Consider the following 19,439-nt stretch of genomic DNA (forward strand, 5'->3'; position numbering starts at 1 on the left):
CAATTTCTACCGTCTCAACATCAAAGTAGACATATTAATTTTTACTTGTCCGCGTGAAATTGGCTTACCAAAAATATATTTAGCAATAATTTTTCCTGTTACAACTTCGCCAGGTGCATAATATTTCTTTTGCTCACGTTCGTTTGCATTGCCCTGCATTTTAATTTCAATCTTAAATTTAGGTAACACATAACGATCTACAACAAAAGATTTTTCCTGTATGGTAGTTGGTCGTTTTTCAGAATCACCTAAAATTGCACGTAGCTTAAACGTCCCCATATTAACTTCTTCAGCCAGTTGAAACTCGCTGGATGCAACGCCAAATTCATCAGTCATTGAGCGTTTTTTGAAAACTTTATTTCCTTTAGCATCTTCAATTTCAAAAATTATTGGAGTGCTACTAACAGCATTACGAGAAAAACGGTCTAAAGCTAAAGTACGGATATGGATTAAATGACCTGGCTGATAAATTGGTTTATCTGTTGTAACTAAAATATTTTCCTTTTGTACAACTTGAACTTTTTCAACTAATTCTTGTGTGCCTAAAGAGGTTTTTACTGTGATTTTTAAGTTTGCTTCTCCAACTAATTCCATAGGAGCATTTATTGTTGGTGAGGCTGTGCCATGAGTATCTAAATTAGCACTAGTTTCTACTTCTAAAGATTGAGCCTCTGATTTATTAAGCTCAAGTTCCATTGAGCCTTTTAATGGTTGGCCGCTTTGCCCATCAACAACCACCAGGCGCAAAGAGTTATTAGCACCTGCAATAAGCTCTTTTTGTCCTAATAATCTAACTGTTGGATAATGAAAAATTTTGCTGATTGGATAAATCTTGGCATTATCCGACGTGGTTTTTCCATGTTCAATAAAGCCAAATTTTAAGCGATACCAAAACAGATCTTCTTGTTTTAGGTTAGCAGGTAAGGAAAGTTTTACTTTTTTAGTATTTTCTACTTTTGTATCAGTCAATTGACGAGCAACTACTTTATTATCTGGGTCAAGTATTTCTACAAGCAACGTGCTTGCTTGAGGTGAAGAAATTTCGCTGGCAGGAATGGTTAATTCAAGTTGATTTCCTACTTTGATTGCTGCTAACTCATTAAAAATAGCTGCATCAACGGTATTTTTAGGAAAAGAAAGATAGTAAATAGATGATAAGATTACAGTTAATAGAATGGCGAATGACATAACTTGGGCAAATTTATTTTTTAGTTTCATTTCTTTCTGAAAGCATTACAAAGAAAAATATGCAATGCTAGCCTCCTTTTGGAAGTAGTTACTCTATTAAACAACAATTTTTCTACGTTCGGCTTTGCTGTAGATTTAGCTTTTGCTCTAGTGACGGGTTAAATGCTAACTGGTTCCCCAAAATTTGCAGGTAGTAAAAATGCGGGTAAGATCCCCGCATTTACAATTATAAAACACTCTCTTTTTCAGCAATTTTACTTACAATAAAATTTTCACTTGTTTGAAGTTGCTCAAAGCCTCGTCGCTCTAGTTTGTCCCAGCGTTTTATGCCTCTAATTAAGCGGTAATAAGCACCTATGCTATAGACATACCAAAGAAATTGATTAGTTAATAAATAAATAGGTGACAGTAGCCAAATATATAGCCGTTCTTTTTTTGTTAGAGGCGCAATCACAAATCTATAATGTAGGGCAAGCAGTACCCATAACATTACAATATCAATTGACCATCTAATGGCTACTAGCTCTATTAATAGGGTAGTTGAAATAGGGAAGGTTTGATAAGTTAATTGATAGGCTAAAAATAAATAAACAGAAATTGACCAAAGCGGGCTAATGGCATCAATACATTTAATAGGCAACATAAAAATGCCTAACACCCCGTAGCTTTGTCTTAAAACTAGTTGACGATAATTTAATAAAGTTTGTAAAAAGCCTTGGAACCAGCGGATTCTTTGTTTAATTAACCCAAATAAAGTTTCTGGAACCAATGTATAAGATAAAGCATCAGGAACCGTAACCATTTTATAAGGAATTTTATTTGCTAAATGGTAGGCGTGCAGACGATAAACCATTTCATAATCTTCTGTAATGGATTTAGTATCAAATCCTTGGCACTTTCTTAAAACTTCTGTACGAAAAGCCCCAAAGCTACCCGAAATTAAAAGTAAAGTGTTGATAAAACTCCAACCAAACCGCCAAACAAACCCAGCAGAATATTCTATCCATTGGATTTTAGGTAAAAGTTTAGAAGGTAAATGACCTTCTTCAGTAGCTAAGATTTTTGCGGGTATTCCATTAGCAGCTTTTACTATTCCACCAGCAGCAATAACAAGCTTGTCATTAACAATTGCTTGAACCAGCTTTTCTATAGCTTTGTGATGTAAAACTGAATCTGCGTCTATGGTTAAAAATATTTCTCCTCGGCTAATGTTTAATGCTGCATTAAGCGCGTCAGCTTTGCCTTGATGCTGTTTATCAATAACAAATAAATTTTTAATTTTATTGCTTTGGTAAATGTTAAAAATAGAAGTAGTTTTTATATTACTGATAGAATCTAAGGTAATTGCTTTTAATTGATAAACATTTATTAATTTTTGTAGCGTGTCATCTGTAGAACCATCATTAATAATAATTATTTCAAAAGGTTTTAAAGACTGTTTAAGGATTGAATCAACGCTAGCAATTATAACTTCTGCCTCATTAAATACTGGAATTGCTACGCTTACAGTATTTTTCTTTTTATTAATAGGTGTTTTTTTACTTCTTTGTTTAAGTCCTAAGTATGAAAGGATTAACATTAATATAGAAAATGTTAGTCCATGAAAAAGATAACCTAAAAAAAGAGAGAGAAAAATAACAATAGAGCTATGATAAAAATAAAGGCTAAGTCCAGTTAAAAGAGCAGCACCACCTAAAAATATAGCTAACATCAGCCAAGCAACAGGCCGAGAAATTTGTTTTTTCATGAAAAACCCTTTTATATTTTGGCTAGAAAATCAATTTTAACATTTTGGTTAAGCAGCAATAAGCAAACGTATCTGCTAACCAAAATGTTAAATAAAAGTTTTCTATTCTGAAACTTCACTCATTTCAATACCAAGTGATTTAGCAAGACCTTCTCCATAAGCTGGGTCTGCTTTACTACAATTTTTTATATGGCGGATCTTTATTTCTTTGGGTGCGTCTCCCATTGCTCTAGCTGTATTTTCAAAAAGCACTTGTTTTTGCTCAGAACTCATCATTCTAAATAAATCTCCAGCTTGAGAATAATAGTCACTGTCATCATCTCGATGATTCCAATGGTCGGCGGCTCCCTCAAGGCTAAGTGCTGGCTCACGAAAAGCCGATTGTTCTTGCCATTGACCATAGCTATTAGGTTCATAACCTAGTGTCCCGCCATGATTACCATCTACACGCATTGCGCCATCACGATGATAGCTATGAACAGGGCAACGCGGACTATTTACAGGAATTGAATTATGATTAACACCTAAACGATAACGTTGCGCGTCACCATAAGAAAAAAGTCTGCCTTGTAGCATCTTGTCAGGAGAAAACCCAATGCCAGGAACAATATTAGCTGGATTAAACGCTGCTTGTTCAACTTCAGCAAAATAATTTTCAGGATTTCTATTTAGCTCAAGTACCCCTACATCAATAAGCGGGTAGTCTTTATGCGACCATACTTTTGTTAAATCAAAAGGATTAAAAGGAAACTTTGCTGTGTCTTTTTCTGATACAACTTGGATTTTCATATTCCATTTTGGAAAGCTTCCTTGTTCTATACTCTCAAACAAATCTTTTTGATGGCTTTCTCGGTCTTTACCAATCAGGGTTTCCGCCTCTTGATCAGTTAAATTTTTAATTCCTTGTTGGGTTTTTAAGTGAAATTTAACCCAAAATTTTTCACCTTCAGAATTTATTAAACTAAACGTATGACTACCATAACCATTCATATGACGGTAAGAAGCTGGAATACCTCTATCACTCATTGTAATAGTGATTTGGTGAAGTGCTTCTGGCAGCAATGTCCAAAAATCCCAGTTATTTTTAGCACTTCTCATATTAGTTTTAGGGTCACGTTTTACAGCATGGTTAAGATCAGGGAATTTAAGAGGATCTTTAAGGAAAAAAACAGGTGTATTATTGCCAACTAAGTCCCAATTTCCCTCTTCAGTATAAAATTTGACTGCAAAGCCTCGAATATCCCGTTCAGCATCAGCCGCGCCACGTTCGCCAGCTACGGTTGAAAAGCGGGCAAAAACTTCTGTTTTCTTGCCAACTTCAGAAAAAAGTTTTGCCCTAGTATATTTTGTAATATCGTGTGTCACCGTAAATGTACCATAAGCAGCCGATCCTTTAGCGTGCATCCGACGTTCTGGAATTACTTCTCTATCAAAATGAGCTAATTTTTCCAAAAACCATACATCTTGTAGTAGCATCGGCCCACGTGGGCCAGCAGTTAATACATTTTGGTTATCGGCAACAGGTGTTCCAGTAGCAGTAGTCAAATTTTTCTTTTTATCTTCCATTAATTTTACTCCTTTTGGGATCGTACTATGTTTTTAGGAAACTTTCTCTTACTAAATAAAACTTTTTGGTGAACTTGCATTTTAATAAATCTTAACTAAGAGTTATAGTTATCAATTGTTAAACTAGTCAAGATAGCCAAGCTTATATTTGCCTAAATTAAGCAAAATTACAGGGTTAAAAAATGAAGCATTCTACTACTATTTTAATAGTTGATGATGAGCTTTTCGGTAGAAAAGCCTTAGGAGGATTGCTAGCTGGGCAGGATTATCAAATAATCTATGCAACTAGTGGTTTAGAAGCCTTAGAAACAGCAAAGCAAACCATTCCCGACCTAATTTTGCTAGATGTGATGATGCCTGATATAGATGGCTTTGAAGTTTGTCAACGATTGCGCTCTGATAATTTGCTAGCAGATATACCTATTTTAATGATAACAGGTCTTGATGACCCTCAGTCACGACTTCAAGGACTAGAAGCAGGTGCAGATGATTTTATTACTAAGCCGTTTAATGCTATAGAGTTACGTGCTAGAATACGTACAATTGCTAGATTAAATCGTTATAGACGTGTGCTACTAGAACGAGCTAAATTTGAACAAACTGTAGAGTTTTCACCTAATGGTATTATCATAATTGATTTAGCAGGGACTATTAGCTTAATTAATCCTGCAATGTTACGAATGTTGATATTAGAAAGTACTACTCCTGTGGTAGGTCAATCTATTTTTCAATTTGTATCAAAAAGCTTTCAAGAAAATTTTTCTAAACTCTTAGAACAAGGTCAACAACAAGCTGTACTTAACCAAGAAATAGAGTTTTTAGCTAGCAATAATACGACTTTTCCAGCAGAAGTAGATATTGGTGGATTCTTGCTTGAAGACAAAGGAATGTTACAAGTAATTGTTCGTGATTTAACAGAAAAGAAAAAATTACAAGCAATGCTTCTACGTAATCAAAGACAAGAAATACTAGGAACAATTTCTGGTAGCATTGCTCATGACTTAAAAAATGTTCTTACTCCAATAATGATTGCTACAGAAATGCTAGAAAACCACGTAGATGAACGCGGGCAACGCTTTATTAATATGATCAAGCGTGGATGTAATCATGGGGTGTCATTAATCCAGCAAATTCTTAAGTTTAGCAAAGGTGGCAAAGCCCAAACAAACACCATTGAAATTACTAATCTAATTTCAGAAATTCATGAAATGATTAGTTTAACTATGTCTAAAGTAGTAAAAGTTACTACTAAAGTTCCAGAAGATCTTTGGCTAGCTATTGGCGATGCAACACAACTTCATCAAGTAATACTAAATCTATGTGTAAACGCTCGTGATGCTATGCCTGATGGCGGAGAGTTATCTTTAAGAGCCGAAAATATTTTTTGGACAGGTAATAAAAATCATCCAACGTCAGGTTATTATGTTGCTATCCATATTTCTGATACTGGTATGGGCATGTCAAAAGAAACTTTAGCCCAAATTTTTGAGCCATTCTTTACAACAAAAGGCGAAGAAAAAGGAACCGGCTTAGGTCTGTTTACTGTACAAACAATTATAAGAAATCATAGTGGCTTTATTGAAGTACATAGTGAGCTTAACAGGGGAACAACTTTTACTATTTATATTCCAGCACTTAAGGTTGTTGAAGAAGAAACACTAGAGCTACCTTTTGGACAAGGGGAACATATTTTAGTAGTTAATAATGAAGTATCTTTGGGAAAAATAATTGGATAGTCTTTAGAAAGTCATGGCTACAATGTCTTTCTAGCTAATAATTTAATAGACATAATAATTTCCTATAATAAAGCTAAAGAACAACAAATAAACATAAGCACAGTTTTACTAGACATTACCAATAGTGCTAGTAATGCTCAAGAAATCCTGGACGAAATAAAAAATATAGATAGAGAAGTTAAAATAATTTCTGTTGGAAATGAAAATCTTGTAGGAGCGGATCAATACCTAGCTAAATCACATAGCGTTTTTGAACTACTATCAACATTAAAAAAAGTAAATAGTAATAAAATTTAACTTTCTAACTCTATGAAAACAAATCTTTTAGATTCAAATAATATTTTAGCTAATCAATCTGAAGAAAAAGTCTTACGTGCAATTCTTGAAGGTACAGCAACAGCTATTGGAACAGAATTTTTTCGAGCTTTAGTTAAATATTTGGCTTTAGCTTTGGGTGTAAATTTTGCGTTTGTTGCTGAATTTGCTGAAGTTAATACTAGAGTTAAAACTATTGCTTATTGGGGGCCATCAGATTTTCGCAATAATGTGGAATTTTCCTTAGATGGAACACCTTGTAAAGATGTATTGCAAGGCAAACTTTGTCATTATCCTGCACATGTAAAAGATTTATTTCCTCAAGATGTTGGACTAGTAAAACTAGAGGCAGAAGGTTATTTAGGAGTCCCTTTAGTTAATGCTAATAATCAGATTTTAGGGCATTTAGTGGTTTTTGACACTAAACCAATGCCAGAAGAGCCAAAATTTCTTTCTATTTTCCATATTTTTGCGTCTCGTGCAGCAGCAGAACTTGAGCGCAAACGCATTGAACAAGCCTTGCAGGAAAGTGAGCAACGCTTAACAAACATTTTAGCCTCAGCAATGGACGCAATCATTGCGCTAGATGATAACTTCTCTATTACTTTATTTAATAAAGCAGCAGAAAAAACTTTTTGTGTATCAGCAAAAGATATTATAGGCCAATCTTTTCAACAATTTCTTACTCCTAAACTAACAACTGTACTTAATGAATATATTAGCAATATTTCGGCTAACCATAATAAAACTTTAAGTTTATGGTTGCCAGAAAATTTGCTAGCTCGCCGTGAAAGTGGTGAAGAATTTCCAATTGAAGCAACTATATCTCAAGCTACTGTATTAGGTAAAATTTTATATACGATAATCTTACGTGATATTAACGAGCGTAAGTTAGTGGAAGATAGGCTACAAGCACTTGAATTAGATAATTTCTATATGAAAGAAGAAATCAAAAATAGCTATAATTTTGAAGAAATTATTGGCTCATCTCCTCTAATGAAAGCTGTTTTTCAAAAAGTAAAACAAGTAGCTAGCACAGATTCAACCGTGCTAATTATTGGTGAAACAGGAACAGGAAAAGAGCTAATCGCACACGCAATCCACAATCATAGCAAGCGTAAAAACCGCCCATTAATTAAAGTAAATTGTGCGGCACTATCGGCTAGCCTTATAGAAAGTGAATTTTTTGGACATGAAAAAGGTGCTTTTACTGGTGCTATTTCTCAAAAAATAGTACGTTTTGAGCTTGCTAATGGTGGAACTATTTTTTTAGATGAAATTGGTGAAATTTCTTTAGAAATACAAGCTAAACTTTTAAGAGTTCTACAAGAACAAGAGTTTGAGCGCGTTGGAGGTGTTAAGACATTAAAAGTTGATGTCCGAGTAATTGCAGCAACAAACCGCAATCTAAAACAAATGGTGTTAGAAAATAGTTTTCGCGCTGACCTTTATTATCGACTTAATGTTTTTCCTATTAATTTACCTTCGCTAAGGGAAAGATCTGCCGACATTCCCTTACTAGTTAGCTATTTTGTTAATAAGCATATGTCATCAGTAGGAAAAAAAATTACTTCCATTAGCCAAAAAACTATGCAAAAACTAGTAGATTACACTTGGCCAGGAAATATTCGAGAGCTAGAAAATATTGTTGAACGAGCCTTAATTTTAAGTGAAGGAAATATTTTAGAGATTGAGGAAGAATTTCTACTTTTACCTAAGTTATCATCCGTAAAATCTAATAGCAAAATAGACAAAAGTTTAGAAAATATAGAAAAAGAGCATATTCTTAAAGTTTTAGAGCAAGTAAACTGGGTAATTGAAGGCTCACAAGGTGCTGCTAAAATCCTAAAAATTAATCCAAACACTTTACGAAGCAGAATGAAAAAGCTTGGTATTGTTAGACCTTCTTAGACTACTCCTACGAAATATCGTAGCCACGAAATATCATAGCCATGAAATCTTATTTCATTGCCTCATATTAATAATCCTCAAATATAAATTATTGATTATACAGGTTATAAAGCTTTTACTAAAATTTGTTTATTTTGGCACAAAGTTTGTTTAAGTTATTAATTAGAGAAAAATTAAAAACAAAAGGGAAAAGGAAAATATAAATGTCACAAAATAGTTTATTAGAGAAAATTAAATGGGCTTATGAAAGTTTTGTTAACACAGAAAACTTATTACAAAGCCCTATTTTACTAGGATTAAGGCTTTATTGGGGATGGCAATTCTTTTTAACTGGACAAGGTAAGCTAATGAATTTAGAGCAAGTTACAAGCTTTTTTACTGATTTAGGCATTCCAATGCCATATTTTAACGCTGTTATGGCTGGGTCTGTAGAATGTTTTGGAGGATTACTTTTACTCTTAGGTTTTGGATCGCGTTTTGTCAGCATTCCGCTAGCATCAACAATGGTAGTTGCCTATCTTACGGCTCATAGAGATGTATTGATAAATATTTTTGAAAAACCTGAAGACGTAATAACGGCTGAACCATTTTTATTTTTATTAACATCAATAATTATTTTGGCTTTTGGCCCAGGCTTTTTTTCCTTAGATAAAATCATTGGACATTTTGCTTATAAACAAACAGAAGATGCTTGCCAAAAACAACAAAAACTACCTGTCAAAAACATAACTCCTGTATCTATTTAGTTTAACTCTGCTACACAAAAGTTAACCACTTATAAAATCCAACCTAACAACCCACTTTGAATCCCACATTATAAAAATTAAGGAGAACTATTTCTTTATGAGCAATAAAAAGCAAATTGTAATTTTAGGCAGCGGTTTTGGAGGTTTATACGCCGCTTTAGAGTTTGAAAAAGCTCTTGCTAGCCGTTCAGATATTGAAGTAACTTTAGTCAACCGAGAAAATTTTATTGTCTTTACTCCAATGCTGCACGAAGTAGCTGCTAGCGAATTAGATATAACTCATGCAGTAACACCTATCAGAAAACTACTTAAGCAAGTTAACTTTTTTAATGGTGAAGTAGACTATATAAATTTAGCAGCAAAACGAGTTACAGTTTCACATGGCAGTGAACCCCATCCACATATCTTAAATTATGATTATCTAGTAGTAGCTTTAGGTTCTATCACTAATTTTTATAATCTACCTGGGCTTGAAAAACATGGTTTAACAATGAAAACCCTAGGCGATGCAATACATTTACGTAATCATTTAATTAAAAATTTAGAAGAAGCTGATTTTGAATGTTGCCCATTTGTACGCGAACCTCTCTTAAATATTGTAGTTGCTGGAGGTGGTTTTGCTGGAGTTGAAACAATAGCCGCAATTAATGATTTTCTGCGGGATGCAGTAAAATTTTATCCTCACCTTAAAGAAGAAATGATTCGAGTTGTGCTAGTTCATTCTGGATCAACAATTTTACCAGAACTAGGAGACACACTTGGCAATTATGCACAGAAAAAATTAGCTGAAAAAAAAGTGGAAATCCGTCTAAATACTAGGGTTAGTGAAGTAACAGAACGCGAAGTTTATTTAAGTGATGGAACAAAAATCGTTACAAACACAGTGCTTTGGACGGCTGGAACATCTCCAAATCCATTACTTGAATCATTAGCTTGTAAAAAAGATCGTGGTCGTATTTTAGTCAATGAATTTATGGAAGTACCTGATTTTCCTGGTGTTTTTGCATTAGGTGATTGTGCAGTAATCCCAGATATAAATAACCCAGGAAAATGCCATCCTCCAACCGCCCAACACGCAATGAGACAAGGCATAGTTTTAGCTAAAAACATCTTAGCCGATATCCGAGGAACTAAAAAGAAACCCTTTTCATTTAAGACTATTGGGCTACTTTCAGCACTTGGAAAACGTAGCGGTGTTGCCCAAATTTTAGGAATAAATTTTTCTGGATTTATTGCATGGTTTTTATGGAGAGGAATTTATTTAAGCAAATTACCAGGCTTTGAAAAGAAAGTTCGGGTAATGATTGATTGGACATTAGATCTTTTCTTTTCCAAAGATACTGTTCAATTTATGACCGAGCGGGCCAAATCTATTTCCGAAGAACAGCCAAAACAAAAGTCTATTTTTACACAACCCAAAAAATCAAACATCCATTCTATGCGAGCCTTAGCCAGCAAATAGTTCTATTTCCCTTAAAAATCAACCAATTGCAAAAGAAATTGCTCTTTCAGAGTGATTTCTTTTTTTATTTTTTTCTGCTCTATAGCTCAAAAGACTTGTCCAAGAAAAATAAAAAGGTAAAATACTAGAGAAATAACAAAAAGATTAATTTTATTTTGAGGACTTCAGCTATTAGCTAACTACTAGTTTGAGGAGAAATTATGTCAGAAGCACTTTTGAATATTGATGTTAGCCATCTTATAACAGAGGATGATGAGCCTGTGGACAGTTTTTTAACTGAAAAACAAGAAAGATTACTTACAGAGCCACTTTATAGCTGCTGGAAACCTCATAATAACCGTCCATTCCTAGTAGCAGCCAACGTTGGAGTGTTCAACAGCATTCATTTACCAGCAATAGTTCCTGATGTATTTTTAAGTATGGATGTTGAAATTCCTGCTGATTGGTGGGAAAAAGAACATCGTTCTTATTTTACTTGGGAATTTGGCAAACCTCCTAATGTTGTTATTGAGATTGTTTCCAACAAGATTGGCGAAGAAGACACTAGGAAAATTACTCGTTATAGCCAAATGGGTGTCACCTATTATGTTATTTTTGACCCATTTAAGAAGCTAAGTGACAATTTATTAACTGTTTACACTCTCCCATTTGGCCGCCCTGTTGCCTTAAACCAAAACTTTTTTTCTGACATTGGCTTAGGTCTAACTCTTTGGGAAGGCGAATTTGAGAATACATTTTCTAAATCTTGGCTTCGTTGGACTGATGAACAAGGTCAAGTTATTCCTTCTGGCATTGAAAAAGCTGAACAGGAAAAACAACGGGCAGACCGTTTAGCCGCAAGATTAAAAGAACTTGGCGTTGATCCTGATTCTATTTAATCGCTTTATTTCCAAATTCATATATTTGCTTCTAAATCAATCTAAGGCTAGTTGGTTAGTTCGCTAGCTTTAGATTCTAGTCAAAACAACCAAAAATCAATTAACTCGACTTGAGCTTTTCCTTTCTTATGGTGTTAAATCTTGCTAACTAACCAAAATAATTAAAAAAATATCTTTGAGGTATCCTTAAAAATAATGAAGTTATCAGACATAGCATCAAAACTAGATTGTGTTTTAGTAGGTGATAAAGATTTAGAAATTACTGGAGTAGCAGGACTTGATGAAGCGGAAGCGGGTCAACTAGCCTTTCTTTCAAATCCAAAATATACGCCTAAACTAGCCACTACAAAAGCATCTGCGGTAATTGTAGGAAAAGATTTTTCTAGCCCAACTAATTTAAGCTTGCTTCATCATTCTAACCCTTATTTAACCTTTGCTCGTGCAATAGAGCTTTTTTACACTCCACCAAGTCTAGCTAATGAAATCCACCCTAGCGCGGTAGTCTCCCAAACAGCAAAACTTGGTGCAAATATTCGTATTGGTGCAAATACTGTAATAAGCGATGATGTTGAGCTAGGAGATAATGTAGTAATTTATCCTAATTGCACAATTTATGCTGGTGCAAAAATTGGGGCTGACTGTGTTATTCATTCCAATTGTGTAGTCCGTGAATATGTGCAAATTGGTGAACGTTGCACTTTGCAAAATGGCGTGGTTGTTGGGGCTGACGGCTTTGGCTATGCTAAAAAAGATGATGGTAGCTGGTATAAAATCGTCCAATCTGGCATTGTTGTTTTAGAAGATGATGTAGAAATAGGCGCAAATTCTACAATTGACCGAGCAACCATTGGCGAAACCCGAATTAAAAAAGGTGCAAAACTAGATAATTTAGTAATGGTTGGTCATGCTTCGTCAGTAGGTGAAAACACTTTACTTTGTGGACAAGTTGGACTAGCTGGAAGTAGCAAAATAGGTCGTAATGTTACGCTAGCTGGGCAAGTTGGGGTTGCTGGACATCTAACTATTGGGGATAATGTCATCGCTACGGCACAAACAGGTATCCCTAATTCTGTAGAAGCTAATCAAGTAATTTCTGGCTATCCCGCAATAGAAAACCGCGCTTGGCTAAAATCTTCAGTAATTTTTACTAAACTACCTGAATTGCAAAAAGCATTTCAACATCTGCAACGCCGCGTTGCAGAAATAGAGAAGCAAAATAATAAACCTTAAGTTCTTTTACAACTCAGAAATGGAAACAAATGTCCGGGAAGTGTGGTGAAAAGCCGCCGCTGCCCTCGCAACTGTAACTAGCTACGAAATTCATATTAAAGCCACTGTCTTAGTTAATATTAACTATCAAATAGATGGGAAGGCATAGAAAAAGTAGGTTTAATGCTAGATAGCCAGGAGACCGATTTGTTTTCCCTTCTGCGTCCTATTCTTGCGAAGGGCAAGAGAAAGGATCCTATGAAATATTTTCGTCTACATAAATTTTTACTTATTTCTACCCTAATTATTCTTTTTAGTTTTATTTCCGTTTTAGCTGCTAGTAGTGAACTTTCTGGAACCGTCAAAGATGAGTCTGGTCAATTAGTCCAACGCGCAACAGTTGTTTTATTTAGCCGTGATGGTCGTCAAATCTCTGTAATGACTGGAGATGATGGACGTTTTAGCTTTTCTAACTTAAAAGCAGATAGCTATTTTCTACGTGTTAATGCAAATGGCTTTCGTAACACAATCAGCAATGAAATTAGCTTAACTAGCAGCGACAACAAAGACTTAGAGTTAATCTTAAAAGTTGATGGAATTAATGAAGAAATAATAATCACTGCTGAAAATAGCTCTCAACCTGTTGATCAAGCGTCTAAATCTCTTTCTACCGTTAGCGATCAAGAAATCAGCACACGTCAAGAATTTACTGTTGCAGAAACACTTAGCACTTTGCCAGGTGTTAGACAAAGAAGCTTTGGCGGCCCAGGTTCGCTTACTTCTATTCGCTTACGTGGTCTTGCTAATGAAAACACATCTCTATTAATCGATGGCCTGCGCTTTCGTGATGCCACAGATGTTCGCGGTACAGTTCAAGCATTAAGTGATTCTCTATTTAATGATAATGTCCAACGTATTGAGTTACTTAGAGGTAGCGGAAGTTCTCTTTATGGTACTAATGCGGTTGGTGGAGTAATTAATATTGTCCCTTATGCTGGCGTAGGTGCGCCAAGTGGAGAAGTATCTTTTCAAGGTAGCGGTTTAGGGCAATTTCGAGAAGCGGCCCGCATTGGTGGAAGCTTTAAGAACGTTTTTAGCTATGGTTTTGGAGCATCTCGAATTGATACAAACGATGGAATCGATGGTCAAGACGTTTTCCGAAGCACATCTTTAAGAACTAATTTGCGCTATAACCCAACTAATAATTTTTCTATGTCAGGTGTTATTTCTTATGGACGTTCATTTTTCCAACTTAATGACAGCCCTTTCCCAATTGGCCCAGTAGGGAATGAACTTGGCTACGCTAGCGGTTCAGGCCCTGTTACTAGCTTTGTAACAGACCTTAACGACCCAGATTCATTTCGTACTACTAGATTTTTCCAAAGTGGTTTTTCCGTTCGTCATCGCTTAAATGATATTGTTAGCTATAACGCTAGTTTTAATTTTGTAAAATCTGACCGTCGTTTCTTTGATGGCCCTGCCGCATCACCTTTTTTAGTTTCGCTAATTACCAAAGCACAAGGCTTTTTCCCTAGTTTTACTAGCGATTCTCTTTTCAAAGGACGAACTTACACTTTTAACAGTGGAGTTAGTTTAAGACTTGGAAAACATAATCTTGCTAGCATTGGTTTTGAAGCAGAAAAAGAACGCTTACGTCAAACTACTGATTTTGCTGGTAAAGAAAGCTTTTCTCAAAAAACTTATGGAGTTTATTTTCAAGACCAAATTAATTACTTTGAAAACCGCTTGCAGCTTTCTCTAGCTAGCCGAATACAATTTTTTACCTTAGATTTTCCTACAACAATTGCTAGCATTCCTGCCGCAGACATCGACAAATTACGCAATATTGATATACCTAGGGCTTATACTGGCGATGGCTCAATTGCTTATTCGTTTTTCAAAACAGGGACAAAACTTCGCGCTCATGTTGGTAATAGCTTCCGCGCTCCGGCTCTAGCTGAACGTTTTAGCGCGTTTGACGGCTCATTTTCACCTGTAAGAATTGGCAACCCATTTTTAAGACCTGAAAGAGCCGTTTCTGTTGATGGAGGAATTGACCAATCTGCTTTTAATAATCGCTTAAAAGTATCTCTTACTTATTTTTACACTAAACGCCAAGAAATTATTACTAGCGGATTTGTGCCTTTTTCAAATGCTGGTAGCGGTGCAGCATTCTTTCAATCCAACAGCCGAGGCGGTTTGTCACGAGGCTTTGAGGCTTCTGTTTTAGCTAATCCAGCACGAGGGCTAGATATTAATTTAGCCTACACTTATGTTAATTCTGAGCTTGATTTTCAAAATATCTTGTTAAACGCTGATGACACAAACATTAGCCCTACTAGCCAAAGGGTTTCCGGCAGCACTCGCGCTTTTGGTATTCAAAGAAATACTTTTAGCGTTGTGGTAAATCAAAATTACAAGCGATTAAATGTTAACTTTGATTTAACTGCAATTAGCGAGTTTGACAGCTTATTTTTCTCTCCAGCAGAATTTTTTAATGGATTTGCATCTCGAATTGTTCGCCTAGATGGTTATGTCAAAGCTGATTTAGCTGTGTCCTACACCATCCCATTAAAAGAAAAAACTAGCATAGAGTTATTTACTAAAGTAAGTAATTTGTTTGATCAAACCTATTTTGAAGATGGATTTAAGACTCTTGGCGCGATTAGCACAGGTGGGATAAAATTCCGGTTTTAATAAATATAATTCTAGGTTCAGCAACTTGAAATGTTTGGTGAGTCTTGACAAGCCGACATTTCAAGTCCACTACAAAAAACATTTATTTATACTTAATTAGAAAAAAATTTGCGTTCTTCCCAAAATAAATTAGGCCTATCAAAAACTAAAGATAACAAATTAAGAATATCCCTACCCAAAACACCTTGATTTTGTTCAGCAATTAAAAAACGACCTTTAAAAGTCTTTTTCAACAAAAGTATTTCAACAAAAGCAGATTGTGCAAAACTAGCATTACCATCAAAACCTATAACTTGATAAGACTGAGAAAAATCTATTTCAAGATTTAGCTTATTAACATAAAGTCTAGGAATTAAAGTAATATCAGCACCTGTATCAACCAACATTTCAACGTCTGAAATAGTATTTTTTGTTGCTGGATTACGTAAAATAACATTTGCTATAGGAGCAGCAGGACTAAAATGTTCTTCATCATATTTTGGCATTTATTTTTACTGTTCCTCTATCATTTCTTTACGAAAATCTGCTAATTTACTTTTATCAACTAATCTTGGACTTCTTATATAAACTGTATCTAATATTTTCTCCTCTGGGATTATTACGTATACTTTTGCTTTTTCTGGCAACTCTACAGGTGTCAATAGTTTAATTTGTCCATTCTCTATTATTGCCTCATACGTTGTTACTTTCATATGTTTTTTCCTTTTCCCCTTTCTTTTCCTTATTTTAGCATAGGTTCAAGCAGCATAAGCACTTTTGCCAGCACCATAATAAAATTCATAAACATGTTGATAAGTCTGCTCACATTTTTGTTTATATAATTCTGAGGTGTAGCTTTCTGGCAATTCATCTAAGGTTGTTTCTATACACAATTTAACATTAGCCCTAGTTTGTTGACGCTTACGCCAATCTAAGACTAATTTTTCTTGCTTAAGTTTTACAAGCAAATCTTTGGCAATCTTTTTAACTTGAGACTCTTCTGCTTTAGATAGCTTGATTTCAGGCCGTGTTAGCAAGTCAAAAATCGCTAATTCTTCTTCTGTAAGCCCTTCTGCAATGGTTCTTTGTTCCTCATAATGCAATGATTTAGCAAATTCTAGTAAACGGCGAAATTGTTCTTCTACATTTACGCTACCTGCATTATACTCGTCTATCATTTCCTCAAGCTTTTTTAAGTAATCTAATCTACTATGATTGAGTTGTACCATTTCGGCCAGCTTCTTTTCTAGCGTATTACGTAATTTTGCTAGTTCTGTGTTTTTTCTGCTATTAAGAAATTTATCTTTTAAGGCTTCAAAATCAAGCTGGCTAAGGTCTACAAGCCTGCTAGCCGTTATTTCATTGATGATATAACCTTCTGCTGCAATTGAATTGTCTAGTAAATCTCCTAGCTCTTTTATTACTTTAGAAATGTCTACCTCAAGTTTTTGCGAATCAATTGCATCTGCTAGTAGCTTAATAAAAAATCTTGTTTGGGAAAATTCATTAGCCGCCACGTCAGGCAAAATTGCTTAGAAAAGCCTTAAAACTTGGTTTGCGTGTCGGGAAAATTCTTTTCTAGTTTTATCATTAACTAAAATTGCATCCAAAGAATCTTGTAACCATTTGATATATTTGTAGTTAGTCGGTTTTGTAGCGGTGTTAACAACTTCCTGAAAGTCTATTTTTAACCCTTTGCAAAAATCTAAAGTTTTTTCGACTGCCTTTCTTAGCATTGCAACAAGTTGAGATTTATCTTGTGCAGGTGACTCGCCTTCTTCAAGCGTACCTGTTGCACCTGAACCATAGATTGCTAGAGCTTTTTGTAAATCTCTAAAAACTCCTATGTAATCGACTATTAACCCGTTTGTTTTTTCTGGAAAGACTCTATTTGCTCGTGCAATAGTTTGCATAAGTGTGTGATTTCGCATAGGTTTATCCAGATAAATTGTTGAGCAACAAGGGACATCAAAACCCGTCATCCACATTGCACAAACAAAAACTAACCGCAATGAATCGTTAGGATCTTTGAATTTTTCCTCTAAGTTTTCACTTTTATTTATCAACCTACTACGATGTTTGGTAATGTCTGCACCTTTTTTCTTTAGTTCTTCTACTTCATTTTGTGCTTGAGAAACTATTACAGCCATATCTGTTGTTTCCAAATAATTAATTGTTTCTATTAACTCTTCTTTTGCTTCTCCTTTAGCTATTTCTATATTATTTTTTAATTTATTTAGATAAATTTCTTTATATTTCTGTACTTTATCATACATTTTTACTGCTGTAGCTTTATCAATGCTAACAAGCATTGCTTTTCCTCTATAACCTCGATTAGCAAAATGAATTATTAAGTCTTCTGCTACTTTTTCCAGTCTATCTTCGCGGGTAATTAAATGATATTCCTTAGAAAATTCTTTCTCTATTTTTAACTCTTGGTCTTCATCAAGCATTGCTGAATCCAACAACTCTTCTATATCTTCGTTTAATTCTTCATTTGTTAGCTGTAATTCTGGAATCCGATTTTCATAATAAAGCGGAACTGTAGCCCCATCTTCGGTTGACTGCTTAAAATCATAAACGCTTACATAATCACCAAAAACGTCTTTAGTTTTTTCTTCGCCAAAAATTAAAGGTGTGCCTGTAGAAGCGATAAAAGCCGCATTTGGTAAGCCATTTCTCATATTTAAGGCTAATGTGGTGTACTGCGTCCGATGTGCTTCATCAGCAATAACAATTATGTCTGAACGGTCTGTTAACTTTGGGTAATTTGTCCCTTGGTCAGCGCGGAATTTATGAATTAGAGTAAAAATAAATCTATGGTCAGTTTGAAGTAATTCTTTTAAGTGCTGGCTGCTATTAGCTTGTGTGTGCTGTTCGGTTATAACTCCAGCGTCAACAAAGTTTTTATAAATTTGTGTGTCTAGTTCTTGTCTATCAGTAACAATTAAAAACGTCCAATTTCCTGGAATTTTTCTAAGTATTTTTTGAGCAAATAAAATCATTGAAACGCTTTTTCCTGAGCCTTGAGTATGCCAAAAAACACCTAGTTTCCCATCAACACTTTTGATATTAGGAAACGGCTTTATTGCCCGATTTACGCCCAAATATTGATGATTCTTGGCGACAAGTTTAACCATACTATTACGTACTGATTGAAAAAGAGTAAAATTTTCCACTAGGTCTAATAATTGTTCTTTAGTGCAGGTTCCAAGCACTATTGTTTCAAGTGAAATAACGCCTTGTTCGCCTTCCTCATTAATTTTCTTCCACTCAGCAAAATGTTCCCACTCTGCGCTTATGCTGCCAATATAGCTTTTTAATCCATTAGAAAGAATGATAAACGCATTATAAATAAAGAGTTGTGGAATATTATTTCTATAATCTTGTAAATTATCATCATAAGCATTTTTAACATTTTTATGGCCTGCTTTTAGCTCAATAAAAACAAGTGGCAGACCATTTACAAAGCCTATTAAATCAGCGCGGCGGCTATACATATCACCAACAACCCAAAATTGAGAAGCTAGAAAAAAGTTATTATTTTCTGGAGTTTTCCAATCTATTATTTGAACAATTTCTATAATTTCTTGTTGAGTATTTTTAGAGTCACGGTAGCTAACTTTTACACCATTTTTTAGCAAATAATAAACTTGGCGGTTAGCCTGTGTGACATTCATCGCGCTACGGTCGCGGGTAATTTCCTCAATAGCTAGATTTACAGCTTCAGCAGGCAATTTTGGATTAAGTTTTATAATTGCAACCTTTAGCTGTTCAACTAATACAACTTCGGTTTTAGATTCTCGTCCTAATGTACTTTTACCAGAAGCAAACTCATTATAGCAATTCATTGTTTGCCAGCCCAACTCACCAAAAAGCTTTATTGTAGGCTGTTCAACTGCTCCATCTTCTGAAAAGTCTAAAGGCTTATTTGTAGTCATAGGCTATTTCCCAATCCAAAAATTGAAATAAAAATGTATTAACAATTATAAATAAGTTATAATT

The 19,439-nt window shown here is 34.8% G+C and carries 12 protein-coding genes, 1 pseudogene and 1 riboswitch; of the genes and pseudogenes, 7 read left to right on the forward strand and 6 right to left on the reverse strand.

Translation table 11 applies throughout. From position 1 onward, the window contains the following. Window positions 1-6 precede the first annotated feature (6 nt). The 3 genes from IPK14_18450 to IPK14_18460 form a co-directional block, all read right to left on the reverse strand. Window positions 7-1,218 carry a hypothetical protein gene (locus IPK14_18450; GenBank protein ID MBK7995280.1) on the reverse strand — a complete coding sequence of 404 codons (1,212 nt, stop codon included), beginning with the start codon at window positions 1,216-1,218 and terminating at the stop codon, window positions 7-9. Window positions 1,219-1,414: 196 nt separating this feature from the next. Continuing rightward, window positions 1,415-2,935 (reverse strand): glycosyltransferase family 2 protein, encoded by a 1,521-nt coding sequence (locus IPK14_18455; protein ID MBK7995281.1) that lies wholly within the window; start codon window positions 2,933-2,935, stop codon window positions 1,415-1,417. Between the two features lie 102 nt (window positions 2,936-3,037). Then, window positions 3,038-4,501, reverse strand: coding sequence for a catalase (locus tag IPK14_18460; protein MBK7995282.1), 1,464 nt, complete (start codon window positions 4,499-4,501; stop codon window positions 3,038-3,040). A gap of 182 nt (window positions 4,502-4,683) precedes the next feature. Here IPK14_18460 and IPK14_18465 point away from each other — a divergent pair, with 182 nt between their 5' ends. The 7 genes from IPK14_18465 (at window position 4,684) to IPK14_18495 (ending at window position 15,455) form a co-directional block, all read left to right on the forward strand. Then, a complete protein-coding gene (locus tag IPK14_18465; protein MBK7995283.1) occupies window positions 4,684-6,237 on the forward strand; it encodes a response regulator in 1,554 nt (517 codons plus the stop codon). A 309-nt stretch (window positions 6,238-6,546) separates the two neighbouring features. Next, entirely contained in the window at window positions 6,547-8,463 is a 1,917-nt protein-coding gene (locus tag IPK14_18470; GenBank protein MBK7995284.1) for a sigma 54-interacting transcriptional regulator, read from the forward strand. Between the two features lie 203 nt (window positions 8,464-8,666). After that, on the forward strand, window positions 8,667-9,209 hold the full coding sequence (locus tag IPK14_18475) for a DoxX family protein (GenBank protein ID MBK7995285.1): 543 nt from the start codon (window positions 8,667-8,669) through the stop codon (window positions 9,207-9,209). A gap of 97 nt (window positions 9,210-9,306) precedes the next feature. After that, window positions 9,307-10,671: an NAD(P)/FAD-dependent oxidoreductase gene (locus IPK14_18480; GenBank protein MBK7995286.1), complete on the forward strand. Its 1,365-nt coding sequence runs from the start codon at window positions 9,307-9,309 to the stop codon at window positions 10,669-10,671. Window positions 10,672-10,871: 200 nt separating this feature from the next. Next, window positions 10,872-11,549, forward strand: a complete 678-nt coding sequence (locus IPK14_18485; GenBank protein ID MBK7995287.1) for a Uma2 family endonuclease — start codon at window positions 10,872-10,874, stop codon at window positions 11,547-11,549. Window positions 11,550-11,744: 195 nt separating this feature from the next. Continuing rightward, window positions 11,745-12,779 carry a UDP-3-O-(3-hydroxymyristoyl)glucosamine N-acyltransferase gene (gene lpxD, locus IPK14_18490; protein MBK7995288.1) on the forward strand — a complete coding sequence of 345 codons (1,035 nt, stop codon included), beginning with the start codon at window positions 11,745-11,747 and terminating at the stop codon, window positions 12,777-12,779. Then, a riboswitch (cobalamin riboswitch) is annotated at window positions 12,761-12,984 on the forward strand. (Overlaps the previous gene by 19 nt.) A 32-nt stretch (window positions 12,985-13,016) precedes the next feature. Then, window positions 13,017-15,455, forward strand: a complete 2,439-nt coding sequence (locus tag IPK14_18495) for a TonB-dependent receptor (GenBank protein ID MBK7995289.1) — start codon at window positions 13,017-13,019, stop codon at window positions 15,453-15,455. Window positions 15,456-15,547: 92 nt separating this feature from the next. Here the strand turns inward: IPK14_18495 and IPK14_18500 are convergent, their stop codons facing one another. From IPK14_18500 to IPK14_18510, 3 genes and pseudogenes are all read right to left on the reverse strand, one after another. Beyond that, the gene (locus tag IPK14_18500; GenBank protein MBK7995290.1) at window positions 15,548-15,940 is read right to left on the reverse strand and encodes a retroviral-like aspartic protease; all 393 of its coding nucleotides are present in this window, start codon (window positions 15,938-15,940) and stop codon (window positions 15,548-15,550) included. Between the two features lie 6 nt (window positions 15,941-15,946). After that, window positions 15,947-16,147, reverse strand: coding sequence for a DUF104 domain-containing protein (locus IPK14_18505; GenBank protein MBK7995291.1), 201 nt, complete (start codon window positions 16,145-16,147; stop codon window positions 15,947-15,949). 45 nt (window positions 16,148-16,192) lie between these two features. Then, a pseudogene (locus IPK14_18510) lies at window positions 16,193-19,375 on the reverse strand (type I restriction endonuclease subunit R). Window positions 19,376-19,439: the final 64 nt, after the last annotated feature.

The sequence above is a fragment of the Blastocatellia bacterium genome, from assembly GCA_016713405.1.
Classification (GTDB): domain Bacteria; phylum Acidobacteriota; class Blastocatellia; order Chloracidobacteriales; family JADJPF01; genus JADJPF01.

Excerpts from the sequence above, each read along its gene's own strand:
- IPK14_18450 (MBK7995280.1), bottom strand. The coding sequence starts at position 1,218 with ATGAAACTAAAAAATAAATTTGCCCAAGTTATGTCATTCGCCATTCTA.
- IPK14_18455 (MBK7995281.1), bottom strand. The coding sequence starts at position 2,935 with ATGAAAAAACAAATTTCTCGGCCTGTTGCTTGGCTGATGTTAGCTATA.
- IPK14_18460 (MBK7995282.1), bottom strand. The coding sequence starts at position 4,501 with ATGGAAGATAAAAAGAAAAATTTGACTACTGCTACTGGAACACCTGTT.
- IPK14_18465 (MBK7995283.1), top strand. The coding sequence starts at position 4,684 with ATGAAGCATTCTACTACTATTTTAATAGTTGATGATGAGCTTTTCGGT.
- IPK14_18470 (MBK7995284.1), top strand. The coding sequence starts at position 6,547 with ATGAAAACAAATCTTTTAGATTCAAATAATATTTTAGCTAATCAATCT.
- IPK14_18475 (MBK7995285.1), top strand. The coding sequence starts at position 8,667 with ATGTCACAAAATAGTTTATTAGAGAAAATTAAATGGGCTTATGAAAGT.
- IPK14_18480 (MBK7995286.1), top strand. The coding sequence starts at position 9,307 with ATGAGCAATAAAAAGCAAATTGTAATTTTAGGCAGCGGTTTTGGAGGT.
- IPK14_18485 (MBK7995287.1), top strand. The coding sequence starts at position 10,872 with ATGTCAGAAGCACTTTTGAATATTGATGTTAGCCATCTTATAACAGAG.
- lpxD (MBK7995288.1), top strand. The coding sequence starts at position 11,745 with ATGAAGTTATCAGACATAGCATCAAAACTAGATTGTGTTTTAGTAGGT.
- IPK14_18495 (MBK7995289.1), top strand. The coding sequence starts at position 13,017 with ATGAAATATTTTCGTCTACATAAATTTTTACTTATTTCTACCCTAATT.
- IPK14_18500 (MBK7995290.1), bottom strand. The coding sequence starts at position 15,940 with ATGCCAAAATATGATGAAGAACATTTTAGTCCTGCTGCTCCTATAGCA.
- IPK14_18505 (MBK7995291.1), bottom strand. The coding sequence starts at position 16,147 with ATGAAAGTAACAACGTATGAGGCAATAATAGAGAATGGACAAATTAAA.